Origin of the sequence: Synechococcus sp. N26 (assembly GCF_900473975.1) — a bacterium.
Taxonomy (GTDB): domain Bacteria; phylum Cyanobacteriota; class Cyanobacteriia; order PCC-6307; family Cyanobiaceae; genus Parasynechococcus.
In genome coordinates this window covers 96,010-108,687 of the sequence record NZ_UCNM01000010.1, presented here as the reverse complement: position 1 = coordinate 108,687, position 12,678 = coordinate 96,010, and the positions used below count along the sequence as shown (strand labels likewise).

15 protein-coding genes are annotated in these 12,678 nt (G+C 62.7%); 3 read left to right on the top strand and 12 right to left on the bottom strand.

Annotation, left to right across the window (positions count from 1 at the left end):
* The 7 genes from murF to menD are packed head-to-tail and all read right to left on the bottom strand — an operon-like array spanning nucleotide 1 to nucleotide 6,833.
* Nucleotides 1-1,350, bottom strand: a complete 1,350-nt coding sequence (murF, locus tag DXY33_RS08275) for a UDP-N-acetylmuramoyl-tripeptide--D-alanyl-D-alanine ligase (RefSeq protein ID WP_115132484.1) — start codon at nucleotides 1,348-1,350, stop codon at nucleotides 1-3.
* Entirely contained in the window at nucleotides 1,347-2,123 is a 777-nt protein-coding gene (locus DXY33_RS08270) for a hypothetical protein (protein WP_244275962.1), read from the bottom strand. Before DXY33_RS08270 ends, murF begins: the two co-directional genes overlap by 4 nt.
* 2 nt (nucleotides 2,124-2,125) lie before the next feature.
* A complete protein-coding gene (gene glgA, locus DXY33_RS08265) occupies nucleotides 2,126-3,661 on the bottom strand; it encodes a glycogen synthase GlgA (RefSeq protein ID WP_115132483.1) in 1,536 nt (511 codons plus the stop codon).
* A gap of 55 nt (nucleotides 3,662-3,716) precedes the next feature.
* Nucleotides 3,717-4,028: a L,D-transpeptidase gene (locus DXY33_RS12710; RefSeq protein WP_244275960.1), complete on the bottom strand. Its 312-nt coding sequence runs from the start codon at nucleotides 4,026-4,028 to the stop codon at nucleotides 3,717-3,719.
* Nucleotides 3,986-4,261: a L,D-transpeptidase gene (locus DXY33_RS12705; protein WP_244275959.1), complete on the bottom strand. Its 276-nt coding sequence runs from the start codon at nucleotides 4,259-4,261 to the stop codon at nucleotides 3,986-3,988. The genes DXY33_RS12710 and DXY33_RS12705 overlap by 43 nt, the downstream gene beginning before the upstream one ends.
* A gap of 5 nt (nucleotides 4,262-4,266) precedes the next feature.
* Nucleotides 4,267-5,136: a 1,4-dihydroxy-2-naphthoyl-CoA synthase gene (gene menB, locus DXY33_RS08255; RefSeq protein WP_114988990.1), complete on the bottom strand. Its 870-nt coding sequence runs from the start codon at nucleotides 5,134-5,136 to the stop codon at nucleotides 4,267-4,269.
* A 5-nt stretch (nucleotides 5,137-5,141) separates the two neighbouring features.
* Nucleotides 5,142-6,833: a 2-succinyl-5-enolpyruvyl-6-hydroxy-3-cyclohexene-1-carboxylic-acid synthase gene (gene menD / locus DXY33_RS08250; protein WP_115132482.1), complete on the bottom strand. Its 1,692-nt coding sequence runs from the start codon at nucleotides 6,831-6,833 to the stop codon at nucleotides 5,142-5,144.
* Between the two features lie 57 nt (nucleotides 6,834-6,890).
* Here menD and lepB point away from each other — a divergent pair, with 57 nt between their 5' ends.
* Both lepB and DXY33_RS08240 read left to right on the top strand, forming a co-directional pair.
* Nucleotides 6,891-7,481 (top strand): signal peptidase I, encoded by a 591-nt coding sequence (gene lepB, locus DXY33_RS08245; RefSeq protein ID WP_115132481.1) that lies wholly within the window; start codon nucleotides 6,891-6,893, stop codon nucleotides 7,479-7,481.
* A 49-nt stretch (nucleotides 7,482-7,530) separates the two neighbouring features.
* A complete protein-coding gene (locus tag DXY33_RS08240) occupies nucleotides 7,531-7,884 on the top strand; it encodes a DUF760 domain-containing protein (RefSeq protein WP_115132480.1) in 354 nt (117 codons plus the stop codon).
* Here the strand turns inward: DXY33_RS08240 and DXY33_RS08235 are convergent.
* Nucleotides 7,874-9,067 carry a DUF4336 domain-containing protein gene (locus tag DXY33_RS08235; protein ID WP_115132479.1) on the bottom strand — a complete coding sequence of 398 codons (1,194 nt, stop codon included), beginning with the start codon at nucleotides 9,065-9,067 and terminating at the stop codon, nucleotides 7,874-7,876. The two genes, DXY33_RS08240 and DXY33_RS08235, sit on opposite strands and share 11 nt — an antisense overlap.
* Before the next feature lie 230 nt (nucleotides 9,068-9,297).
* On the bottom strand, nucleotides 9,298-9,471 hold the full coding sequence (locus tag DXY33_RS12390) for a hypothetical protein (protein WP_170951000.1): 174 nt from the start codon (nucleotides 9,469-9,471) through the stop codon (nucleotides 9,298-9,300).
* Between the two features lie 836 nt (nucleotides 9,472-10,307).
* On the opposite strand from DXY33_RS12390, the gene DXY33_RS08230 reads away from it, so the two are divergent.
* A complete protein-coding gene (locus DXY33_RS08230; RefSeq protein ID WP_115132478.1) occupies nucleotides 10,308-10,520 on the top strand; it encodes a hypothetical protein in 213 nt (70 codons plus the stop codon).
* Between the two features lie 2 nt (nucleotides 10,521-10,522).
* Here the strand turns inward: DXY33_RS08230 and DXY33_RS08225 are convergent, their stop codons facing one another.
* The 3 genes from DXY33_RS08225 to DXY33_RS12380 all read right to left on the bottom strand — a co-directional run bounded on the left by DXY33_RS08225 (nucleotide 10,523) and on the right by DXY33_RS12380 (nucleotide 12,589).
* On the bottom strand, nucleotides 10,523-12,157 hold the full coding sequence (locus DXY33_RS08225) for an FAD-dependent oxidoreductase (protein ID WP_115132477.1): 1,635 nt from the start codon (nucleotides 12,155-12,157) through the stop codon (nucleotides 10,523-10,525).
* A 13-nt stretch (nucleotides 12,158-12,170) separates the two neighbouring features.
* Nucleotides 12,171-12,323, bottom strand: a complete 153-nt coding sequence (locus DXY33_RS12385; RefSeq protein ID WP_170950999.1) for a hypothetical protein — start codon at nucleotides 12,321-12,323, stop codon at nucleotides 12,171-12,173.
* A 107-nt stretch (nucleotides 12,324-12,430) separates the two neighbouring features.
* Nucleotides 12,431-12,589, bottom strand: a complete 159-nt coding sequence (locus DXY33_RS12380) for a hypothetical protein (RefSeq protein ID WP_170950998.1) — start codon at nucleotides 12,587-12,589, stop codon at nucleotides 12,431-12,433.
* Nucleotides 12,590-12,678 lie beyond the last annotated feature (89 nt).

Here is a 12,678-nt window from a genome sequence, read left to right as displayed (position 1 = left end):
CTAAAGACTTGGCAACAGCGGAATCAACCGTTCCAGGGCGACACCGCGGCTGGCCTTGAGCAGCAGAACATCACCGGAGTTCAGCCAGGCAGCCAGGGGCGCTGCGGCGTCTTCGGGGTGCGACACCAGCTGCAGGCGGGGCAGGGGAGCCGCCACTTCAGCCATCGCCTTGCCCTCCTCACCGCCATCCACCAGCACCAGACCATCCAGGCCCAGCTGCACGGCGCGGGCGGCAACCTCCTGATGCAGCTCCAGGCTGCGCTCCCCTAGCTCCAGCATGGTGCCCAACACGGCAAAACGTCGCCCAGGTTGCGCCGCCAGCAGGTCAAGAGCCGCCAACACCGCCTCAGGCGAGGCGTTGTAGGTCTCATCGAGGAGTGTCAAACCACCCTGCTGCAGGCGACGGTTGCGTCCGCCCGGCACCGTCACCTGCATGGCTTGCAAGGCCTGGCGGGACACGCCCAACTGGTCTGCAACAGCGACGGCCAAGAGCAGGTTGCGGGCGTTATGGCGCCCCTCCAGCTGTAGCGGGAGACGATCTGCACCGATCAGCAACTGGTCGCCGTTAACGTCTCCAACCAGATCGGATTCGACCTCGGGATCGTCAGCCAGGCGCACGCGCAGCACGCGGCCGGACCAAACCGCCGCCACAGCCGACTCCAGCAGGGGATCACCGGCGGGAATCACAACGGTTCCCTTTGGATGCAACCCAGCCGTAATTTCACATTTGGCCGCTGCAATCGCTTCACGGCTGCCGAGACGACCGATGTGGGCCGTGCCGATGTTGGTGATCACCGCAAGATCTGGCTCGGTGCAGCGGGAGAGACGCTCGATCTCCCCAGGCCCCCGCATGCCCATCTCAATCACCAGAGCCGCATCAGCAGCAGTGGAGCCCAGAACGGTGAGGGGAACGCCAACATCGTTGTTGTTGTTGCCTTCGCTGGCCTGAATCGCTCCCAGCGGAGCCAATACAGCTCGAATCAACTCCCGGGTTGTAGTTTTGCCGGCTGAGCCCGTCACCGCCACCAGAGGCTTGGCCAGGGCACGGCGATGCAGCAAGGCCAGCTGTTGATAGGCCAGCAGTGTGTCGTCCACCCGCCAATGCAACAGGCCCGAAGGCAACGGTTCAGTCCAGCTGCGGCTCACAACAGCAGCCTGAACCTTGTGTTCAGGCAGTTGGGCGAGAAAATGATGACCATCGAAGCGATCGCCCACCAGGGGGACAAAAAAATCACCAGCCTGGAGCTGTCGGCTGTCGGTGCAGACCCGTCGCACCAGTGCATCGGGTTCAAAGCTGCAGCCCTGCGGCGTTCCCCAGGCATCCAGCAGCTGACGCAGCGTCAGGGTCATCCCACCAACCCGAGGTCAAACAGGATCATGCCGCCCCCAACCCGAGCTGACCGCCCCAGCAGATCGCCCTGTTCATTGACCAACTGAAGACTGGCGTAATCCAGCTCGAACGCCGACTGAAGCCAACTGGAGGAGAGGCTCTGGCGCTGATCGAGAGGCAACTGCTGCCAAGCGTCAACAGACAACTCCAACAGCAAGCGGTCCTGCTCCGGAACGGGCTTGGCTGAACGGAGCAGTCCTTCGGGGACGGCCTTGTCCTGAAACAACTCGAACAGCGGATCGAAACTGAGTTGGGGTTGGAGGGGCTGCTCCGGCTCCGATGGTTCCAAAGCCGGCTCCGCATCCACAGCTTCCAGCGGAGGGGATGGCTCCTGCAGCATGGGCTGTGGAGCTGGAATCAGCTCCGGCACGGGAAGCTCAAGGGGAGACGTCCGCTGCTCCACGACCGGCTCCGGACGCGGGGCGGGTCGGGCGTGGTCCTGCCAGAAGCGGACTCCAGCCAGCGGCAGCAGCAGGAGCAGCACCAGCAGCAGTGGCCAGAAGCTGGGGGCCAGATCCCGGGGCCAGAAGCCTGGCACCGAAAGCTCACCCTCTCGATTGCGGCGCCAGAGTTCCTGCCCCCTGAGCCGAAGATCGGCGGCCATCGCCTGCAGGTTGCGGCCGAACTCCTGCCAGGGGCTGACGTAGGTAGCCGGGAGATTGCCCGATGGCTCCACCCCCTGGAGCTCGGAACGAGCTTCAGGTGGGGAGTCGGATCGGGCGGGCTCGCTCAAACTCAACTGGATCGACGACCGAAGAGACGATTCAGGGGATTCCGACCGGCGGAGGTCACCTCAGCAGGAACCCTGGCCTCTTCAGTCTGCCCCTCGGAACGGGAAGGATCAGCAGCCTGCCCCTGAGAGAACTGTTCCACCAAGGCAGCATCCGGGGTGGGTTCCTTGATGCCGCAGACGTCCTTGTACATGAGGTCGTAATCGACCGCGGAACGATCCCAGCTGTAGTCCTGATTCATGCCGCGTTTCTGCAGCTCGACCCAGCTGTCCCGGTGGCGGAAGGCCTCCCAGGCACGCACCAAGGCTGTGTAGAAGTCGACCGGTTCAAAGCGATCAAAGCAGAAGCCTGTGCCGCTGTCGGCAGCGGGGATGTGGGGCGGAACAGTGTCAACGAGACCACCAACCTTGCGAACAACGGGCACTGAGCCGTAGCGCATGGCGTATAGCTGGCTGATGCCACAGGGCTCAAACCGGCTGGGCATCAGGAAGGCATCGCTGCCGCCGTAGATCAACCGCGACAGGTCATCGTCGTAGGTGAGGAAGACGGCGCACTTGCCGGGGTGACGGGATGCGAGTTGCCAGAGCCCGGATTCGAGCCCCCGGTCGCCGGTGCCCAGCACAACGATCTGGGTGTCGGTGTAGGCCAGCAACCGATCAGCCACCTGCAGCAACAGATCGACTCCTTTCTGGTCGACGAGGCGGCTGACCATGCCGAGGACGAAGGCATCCTCCCGCACCTCCAGCCCCATGCGCTCCTGGAGCACCTTCTTGCAGACCGCCTTGCCGGAAAGATCGTCGGCGCTGAAGTTTGCCGGCAGGGAGCGATCGGTGGCTGGGTCCCAGGCATCCAGATCAATGCCGTTGAGGATGCCGCGCAGCTTGCCCGAGACGAAGTTGAGCAGACCCTCCAGCTTTTCGCCGTATTCCGCCGTGCGGATCTCCTGGGCGTAGGTGGGCGACACCGCATTGACGCGATCGGCGTAGAGCAGGGCAGCGGCCATGGTGTGATCCCCCTGCATATACCAGGGGCACCAGGTCATCCGATCGAGCTTCCAGCGCCAGGGGCCCTGGTACTTGAGGTTATGGATGGTGAAGACCGTGCTGATTTCCGGGTCCTGATGCATCCACACCGGGATCATCCCGGTGTGCCAGTCGTGGCAATGCAGCACCTGGGGCTTCCAGACGTTCCAGGAGAATTCGGCAGCAGCACTGGCGAAGAAAGTAAAGCGCCAGTCCTCGTCGTCGCCGCCGTAGATGCGCTCCGGGTCGAACACCGGATGACCCACCAGGTAGATCGTCATCCCATTGGTGGGATGCTTCGTTTCATAGACGGAGAACTCGGTGCCCATGGTCTGGGCTCGCCAGATCGGCTCCGCCGGCACGTTGAGGCGGCTCCAGAGCTTGGCGTAGCCCGGCATGATCAGGCGCACGTCATGGCCGAGCTTGGCCAATGCCGGGGGCAGAGAGCCAACAACATCGCCCATCCCTCCAACCTTGATCATCGGGGCGCATTCCGCTGCAGCGAAGAGGATGCGCATGTCTCAGATCGGCGTTGGCGCGGCGACTTTAAGGGGAATTTAGGAATCTGTTCCGTCAGGGAAGAACCGTCACCTGAGTTCCAAGCGACACCTGGCGATACAGGGCACGCACATCCTCGTTGTAAAGCCGCACACAGCCATGAGAGACGGCCCGTCCCACCGTCCAGCGGTGGGGGGTGCCATGGAACCCTGTGGTGGTGCATCCCTTGATCGTGATCCAGGCATCGCCGTCATGGGCATCACGGCCGCGGCAATCGCGATGGAAAGCGATCCAGTAGCTGCCCAGGGGATTGTTGACCCCCTGTTCCTCCACCCGATCGCCACTCACCGGATGCACCCACACCGGATTGGGGATCTTCTGAAGCACTTCAAAGCGTCCGGTGGGGTTTCCCAGCCGGGCATGCCGATGGCCACCGGAAAGGCGTTGCGCAGCCTGCCGTTGTCGAGCAGAAACAAACGGCGACGGCCGCGCAACATCACCACATGGCGAGTGCTGTTGCTCCGCAGATCCTGAGGCAGTAAAGCCAGGCCTGCCGTCACGGAATCCTCAGCCGCCGCCTGCAGCAGGGCCAGCGGTTCCGGCGGAGGAAGAGGAAGCATCCCCGTCAGGGTAACCAGCCTGTCTCGGAAAAATCCGGAGACCGCTTCTCAAGGAAGGCATTGCGGCCTTCCACGGCTTCTTCGGTTCGATAAAAGAGATGGGTGGCATTGCCCGCCAATTCCTGCAACCCGGCGAGGCCATCGGTTTCGGCATTGAATGCGGCCTTGAGGCAACGGATGGCCGTGGGGCTGTGCTGCAGCACCTCGCGGGCCCAGCGCACCCCCTCCGCCTCCAACTGCTCCAACGGCACCACGGCGTTGACGAGCCCCATCTCCAACGCCTCCTTGGCGCCATAACGGCGGCAGAGAAACCAGATTTCACGGGCCTTGCGCTGGCCAACCACCCGCGCCAGGTAGCCCGCACCAAAGCCGCCATCAAAACTGCCGACCTTGGGGCCGGTCTGGCCGAACACAGCGTTCTCGGCAGCAAGGCTGAGATCGCAGAGCAGATGCAACACCTGGCCGCCGCCCATGGCATAGCCGGCCACCAGGCCGATCACCACCTTGGGCAGGCTGCGAATGATGCGCTGCAGATCCAGCACATTCAGGCGGGGTAAGCCGTCCTCACCGACGTAACCGCCGTCGCCGCGAACACTCTGGTCGCCGCCGGAACAGAAGGCATAGCCACCATCGGGGGCTGGACCAACGCCGGTGAACAGCACCACACCAATGTCACGGTCATCCCGGATGCGCGTGAAGGCATCACAGAGCTCCATAACCGTCTGCGGGCGGAAGGCGTTGCGCTTGGCGGGGCGGTTGATGGCCACACGCGCCAGGCCGTCTGCGCAACGGTCCACAAGGATGTCCTGGTAGCTGCCCCACGGTGTCCATTGCGCGGTTGGCGCACCGGGGAGCACCTGACGCATGTCACTCATCGGGTTCAGGGCTCGGTGCGTTCATTCTGAGCAGCGGCGCGCAGCTGCTGACGCAGGGCAGCATCACGACCGCGGTCACTGCACAACCGCAACAACACCGGCCGATGCTGCGACAAGCCCCAGGCCAAGGCCTCCTGCAGATCCTCCAGACAGGCCACCTGGCGTCCAGGCACACCGTGGGCTGCCGCCAGGGCCAGGGGATCCACCTGCTGAGGCATGGCGAAGAGTGATTCGAAGCCCGGCGTGGCAATGGGCAGCTGCTGAAAAATGCCGCCGCCGCCGTTGTCGATCAGCAGCACCAGCAGTGGTGGAGCAGCAGCAGCAGCGGCAGACGATGCATGGAGCCAGCCGTTGCTGTCGTGCAGCAGGGCCAGATCACCGGACACCAGCGCCAACGGACCGAGATTCGCCGCCAGACCCATGGCAAGCGACAAGGTGCCGTCGATGCCCGAAGCCCCGCGGAAACTGAAGCAACGGTGGCGGCCGCAGGCGGGCCCACCCCAGGTCAACCAATCGCGCACCGGTGAACTGGCGGCCAACATCACTGGCAACCGCTCCGGCAGGAGCTGGGGAAGCCAGTGGGCCAGAGCGGGCTCATTCACGGCGCCACGCAAGGGCAGCTGGGCCTCGATCCAGGCCGAGAGGTCGTCGGTGCCAACCGATGGCTTGCTCTGCTTGTCCAGCCCAAGCTGTTGGGCGATCCAAGCGGCCATGCCCCCGGACCATTGGCTGGCCACCTGCAGCGGATCCAGCGGCCTTGAATCCCCTTCGGTGATCACCAGTTGAGGGCCCTGATGGCGCTGAAGCCAGGCCTCCAACCGCCGACTGGCGGGCATCGGTCCAAGCCGCAACACCTGAGCGTCGTGAGGCAGGTTCAGCCGATCCAGTTGCAGCTCCCAGTGCTCGATGCGGTTGGGGCAATCGGGAGCAAGGGCAGCGAGGGGATCGGCCAACAGAGGCCAACCGCTGAGGTTCAGCCAGCGATGCAGCGCCTGTTGAAAAGCCTCCGCCGCGGGCGAAAGACCGCGCCAAGGGCCAGCAATCACAACCCCCGGGCGCTCTGGATCGAGGCGAGGCGCAGGCGCGATCTCGCGTGAAGGCTCAGGGAAAGCCGTGGGCGGGAGCGCAGCTGAGACCAGCTGTTGCTGCTGCTCGAGCGTGGTGTGCAGCGGCTCCTCGAAGGGCAGGTTGAGGTGAACCGCTCCCGGCGGCCCAGTGCCTGCACCCTGGGCCTGCTGCCAGGCCTGAACCGCCAGGGCATTGAGGGCGTTGCTGGCCTGGGTGTGGACACCGTCTGCCGCTCCACTGGCAAACCAGCGGCAGGCCGAGAGCAGAAAGGATTCCTGATTAACCGTCTGGTTGGCGCCGCAGTTTTTGAGCCGGGCGGGGCGATCCGCCGTGAGCAGCAGCAAGGGCTGACATGAGCGGTCCGCCTCCACCGCAGCGGGAAGCAGGTTGGCCACCGCGGTGCCGGAGGTGGTGACCACTGCCACGGCACGGCCATGGGCGGTCGCCATGCCGAGGGCCAGAAAGGCGGCCGAACGCTCGTCGATGGCCGTGACCAGCTGCAGCTTCGCCTGGGAGGCCAGCATTCCCGCCGCGGTTGCCAGGGGGCCGGAACGGCTGCCAGGGCAGAGCACCAGCTGCTTCAGCCCCTGGAGACAAAGAGCCTCCAGCAGCGTGAGGGCGGCCTGCAAATTGGCGCGAGCGATGGTCAGTGCAGCAGGCCAGGCTGGTGTGATCTTCGGTCAACGATGACCCAACCCACGACACCCGCTCCAGGAGAAGACAGCAAGGGCTTCTGGCGCAATCTGATTCTCTGGGCCCTGCTGGCGCTGCTGCTGCGCTGGTTGGTGGTGGAACCGCGCTGGATTCCCTCAGGCTCGATGCTGCCCACCCTGCAGCTGCAGGACCGCATCCTGGTGGAGAAGGTGAGGCCGCGCCTGGCTCGCAGCCGCCACGGCCATCTGCACCGGGGCGATGTGGTGGTGTTCACCCCGCCGGAGCAGCTCGTGGCCGCTGGCTACGACGCATCCGCAGCACTGATCAAACGGGTGGTGGGGCTGCCTGGCGATCAGCTTGACGTGCACGACGGCAGGCTGTTCCGCAACGGTGAACCGGCTGCGGAACCCTGGTTAGCGGAAGCGATCAACTACGAAATGGCCCCGATCACCGTGCCGGCGGATCAGCTGTGGGTGATGGGGGACAACCGCAATGCCAGCCTCGATTCCCACCTCTGGGGATCACTGCCGGAAACCAATATTCTGGGCACGGCGGTGTGGCGGTATTGGCCGCTGCAGAGGTTCGGTCCGTTACGGATCACCGACAGCAGCGATGGCGGTTGATGCCAATGGCTTGCGTTAAGGTCAAGTCCGTGATGTAGATCACACACGAATGTTTAACCCCGAGTTCCTGACAACTGACAGCAGTGACGGTCACGTGGGGAACAGCTTGATCCAGTACCTGCAGGAGCAGTCTCCAGACACCTTGCAACGGGTCGCGAAATCAGCAAGCAACGATATTCAGGACATCATTCGCCACAACGTTCAGGGTCTGCTGGGAATGCTTCCTGGCGAGCACTTTGAGGTGAAGGTGACGGCCAACCGCGACAACCTCGCCAACATGCTGGCCTCGGCCATGATGACGGGTTATTTCCTGCGCCAGATGGAACAGCGCAAGGAACTGGAAGAGACCCTGTTCGCTGATGAGCAGATGGCGATCGAGCCGGAAGACGAACTCAAGCTTTGATCACGGGCTGATCAGGCACAACGCCGAGATCGAGCAAACGCTGATCAATGGATCCAAGAAACTCCCAGTTCTCAGAACTTGGAGCCCAGTCCCGCTGTTTCAATGACGCGAGCAGGTGTTGCACGGTTTCGGGCGTGAATGTGACCGGCGCGCTGTAGTGAGCCGGCACCAGCCAGCGCAGCTCAGTCTGGCCGCTCAACTCCTGCAGCCATCGCAACAGAGACTCTTTTGCTCTGGGCAACACCAACCGCTCAAGCACCGGGGCCACCTGCAACTTGGGCGCGTCTTCGCCGATCAAGCCATCGGCTGCCATCTGCCAACCGGCTTTCCAGCGGAAGGGGTAGAGGCCGAAGTGGGCTTTTAAGGAACGCAGCCCGGGCTTGAACGCATCCCGAAGCAACTCCGGCAGCGCAGGCACCTCCAGCGGTTCCGGCCTCAGGTAGGAGGCAAACAGCACCAGCCGTGCCCAGCCGCGACGGCGAGCTTCCGCTGAATCAATGAGGGGCTCATCGCCACGTTCGCGAGCATGGAACAACAGCGGCGTTGGATCGAGGTCAAACACGGCCGGGGGTTCAGCACTGATGCCCACCAGGGCATCGGTCACCAACAGAGCGCCTGAAGGGCGATGCAAACAGGAGACTTCCTGGAAACGGCCCACGCCAAGGTCGAGCGGTCCAAGGGAGAACCACTCACAAACATCGCCATGGGGAAGGCCATCGTCGAACAACACCTTGGTGCGACGGGCCGGCACGCCCAACCAGGACAGAGGCAACTGCACCGGGAAGCTCCACTGGCCTGGACACACCCAGATCTCCGCATCCGGAAAGGCGCGGGCCAGGGGCCCGAGGGGAAGCTTGTGCTCTAAGCCAGAGGCGGTGGGCAGCACGATCGTGCGCACGGGGCCGTGTTGTTGCTCCAGCCCGGCGATGGCTTGGCGCACTTCACCGGTGGGCGGCAGAGGGTTCACCAACATCAAGCCGCCGGGCACCTTGGCCACGGTGAGCCGCACCGGCACGGCCACGTAATACACCCCCTGCAGCTGCTCCAGGCTCCAGAGCTGGCCAGGGATCAGCTCACTGAACAGCGTGCGGCGGCGGCCGTAGGGGTAAAGCGGCAGCAGCGGCCAGAAACTCCAGCGCTGATCCGCAGGATTCACACCAGCTCCAGCCACCACACCCCCCATCAATGCAGTGATTCTGCAGAGGAATGGATCAGGCCAGGTTCAAACCACCCACTCCGGCGCAGAACAGCACCACTCGCCCGGTTGCCGCCAACCCACCAGCACCATTGGTCCATCCCTCATCTGAGGGAGAGTTCAAGGCGGCGCCCTCCCTAAAAGGGGGGAGTCAGAACGAATACCTCACCCACATTTCCATCAGCGACCAAACCGCGTTCCAAAAAAGGGTGTCGAATTCAGCGGCGATTGGAGCGCTTGGAGTGGCTGTGTTTCGACGACAAATGCAACAGGTTGGATGCCTTGTCTTGCTCTTCCACCTTGGTGAGCTTTTTCACCAGAGTCCAGGTATCTTGCGCAGACATTTCCCCGTCATTCTCCCATTTGATGCTCGACAATTCAGCAGGAGACATCCAGGGAAGACGTGGCTGTTCAACTTAAGGAACGTGATATCGATGTGGCCGTTGCGACCAAGCGATGTCACTTAAGACAATCGGAAGTTGGTCTGCCTGGATACAACGTCCTGCAAGTAGGCAATAAAAAAGCCTCAGCCGCATGGGCTGAAGCCAGGTGATGGGGAACAGACGAAACATACCGGCCCTGCACCCACAATCAAGGGCTGAGGACACCACATCTGGTGGCTAGCGCAGGCTTGCAGAGGCAGCCGACACCACAGACCACCAGCTACCAAACCGAAAAGGTCAGTGCGAACCGAACCAGGAGCAACAGGTGCCAAGACGGATCGTCAATAACACCAGAACGCCGAGCGCTGCAGCCACAAACGAAAGTTCCATCAGCTGCTGACGGCGCTTCTCACTTCTGGCCTCGACAGATTGGCTGCCGTTCAACAGAAAAATCCAGACGCGCCAACTTAAGCGTTTTCAGTAACTTGAGCTACCAACACAGGCGTTCTGCCGGCGATGTCGCGGCGGCTGCGTGCGCTGAGTTGCGTGCGCGCCCTGAGATGACGGTGACGGCGACAGGGCCTCTCATACAGATCAGCGCTGTTTTTCCAGGAGCGCGGGTAAGGCCAGCTGCGCTTGACCGCAGGCGAATTGGTTGTTCTGCAACACCACCAGGCGTGGAGCCACAGGGCGGTCATGCCACAGATCAAACCAGTCATGGCTGCATGATGAAACCCATCGGGGCGGCGTCAAGCGCAGGCCAGCAACCTAAGCAACACCGAGTCATCCCCCAGCAGCTCTGCGTGAATGAGTGATACGGCCTGTTGCCAAGTGGCCTTGGGCCGATGCAGAACGGGTGCATCGGATCAGCAGCCATGGCCAAGCGTCGCTTTCTCAAAAAGCAACCGCTCACCGAAGCGGAAGGACTGACCGCCCTGATCATGATGGGGGTGGGGCTCACCCTGGGTGGCATCAGCGTGACCATCCTGATGGCGCTGAATGCCTCAGCCGCAGGGTCTTGGCAGGAACTCTGGCTTTCAGGTCAACTGAATTTCTGAGCTCAGGCCAGCCAAGGCCAACGGATCCCGAACGCCTCCAGGGGGTCCATCACGAGTTTGTTGAGGGCACGGCCCAACAGGACCTGGGGTTCTTCCGGACGGATCGGCCGCACCAAATGCCTTGGGCGGGTCACAGCATTCGCCCCTCTCACCACACCACTGCGCATCAAGGCGTTGGCCGCCTCGAGGCCGCAGACGTAGGCCCTTTCCTGGCACAGGCCCTTGGCACCGTGCTCGCGTTCGCCCATCCGCACCCAGTCGCCAGCGCAGACCACAGACGGAAGTCCCGTCTGCAGCGGCGGCCGCTGGCTGAAACTGCCGGGGGAGAACAACGACACCGAGCCCGCGTAACGCCGCACTTCAAACTCCAGCACCTGGGCAAGCCGGAAGGCAGGCACCGCCTGGGGCAACAGCTCCTTCAGCAGGGTGTCAACGATCTCCTGATCACTCAAGGCTGCGATTGCCGTGGCGTTGTAGAAGTCGCTGGCCACCACGGATCCCTGGGGCTCGCTGCCGCCCCAGAGCGCATCAAGATCCGCATTCTGCAGCTGGTCGAGCATGAAAAATGTGGCGCCCGCACCCTGTAAAGCGTCGAAGCGCGAGAAGACATTGGCGGGATCGGCGACCGCAATGGTGCGATCCAGCCACAACCGCACCGACACCACATCAATCGCCCCCAAACCGCCAGCAGCCACCAGCTCCGGCAGCACATCACTGCAACGCGGCGACTCCGCCATCAGGGCATGCATGCCCTTGGCACCCACCGCCAGCACAACCGCATCAACGTCATCAACAACGCTGGAGCGGCCTGTTGCTTTGCAACGGACCTCCACCGACCGAATTGCTTCGCCTGGCTGATCGAAATTCAGGCGCGTTGCCAACGTTCCTCCCAGAACAGTGAGCAAACCGGAGTCCAGCAGGCGTTCCGCCAGGGGAGCGATCAGCTGCTCGGCGATGCTGCCGGAACGAATCCAGCGCACATCAAAGGAATCTTGATGCGCCAGGGCGTAGTAGTAGAGCAGCTCCATGGTGACGGCTGCCGACAATTCCTCCGGTGGCTTGAACAGACCCACCAAAAGAATCGGACGCAAGAATTCGTCGATCATCCGTTCCGTGATTCCCAGTTGGCTGAACAGGGTCAACGCATCGATGGCGTCGTAGCGCCGGAAGGTCTCCTCGTTGCGGTTCAGATCAAGCATCGCCACCAAAAGGCCGGCAATGCTCAGGCGATCGGCAACACGCAGGCGCTTGAAGTTCTTGATCGTTGCCATGGCCTGCCCCAGGGGGCTGGGCAACTGCAACCCTTCACCGAACACCGGGGCCGTGGCCTCCAGACCGGCGGGAGACCAAAAGGCGCTTGTGGTGAATGCAGTGAACACGTCGGTGAGTCCAAGCTCATCGGTCAGCGCATTGATGTTGGGGTAATCCCTCCAAAAGCCCCGGGTGCCCGCTTCGAAGGGTTTACCGCTGGCGGTGCTCATCGGCGTCCTCCCCGTGGGATCCGACATCCCGTCAACCAGGGTGACGCGAACGCCGGCTTCACAGAGGGCTTTGGCTGCACCCCAGCCGGCCCAGCCAGCGCCGATCACCATCACATGGGAGCCATCCGCGCTGGCGACCTTGGCTTGTTCAGGCATCAACCTTTCAGACTCAGTCGTTTTTTGGGGGTTTGATCAGCTCACCGGACTGCAACGACACCACAGCAAAGCTGCCCACAAAGACCAACGCCACAAGAGCGAGGAAGGCTGCTGTGAGATTGCTGATCTCAAGCTGCCCGAGCATGAAAGCCAACAAGGTCGCCATCAAAAGCAGCAACAGCTTTTGAACTTAAACGGACTCGTCGTTGTTCAGATTGCCAAGAACAACGCCTGCCATCGACAAACCAATGGCAAGCATCACAACGGCTTCGATCATGCGGCTTTGGTGGAGATGCTCGGCGTCTTGAGCAGAAGCGCCGCAGCGGAAGGATTCACCTTCGCCTGGCCAGAGGAAGCGGATTGCGCCTGGGGCTGCCAGGTGGATGCGGCTGAGCAACGGGTGGGATTTTTCAACCAAGAACTGCGACCCATCAACCATCAATCAGCTGTGCCAAGGATTGCGGGTGAAGCTCAGAAGATCTGTCTGATTGGCGACCGACGCCAAAAGTGAGCTGTTTCTT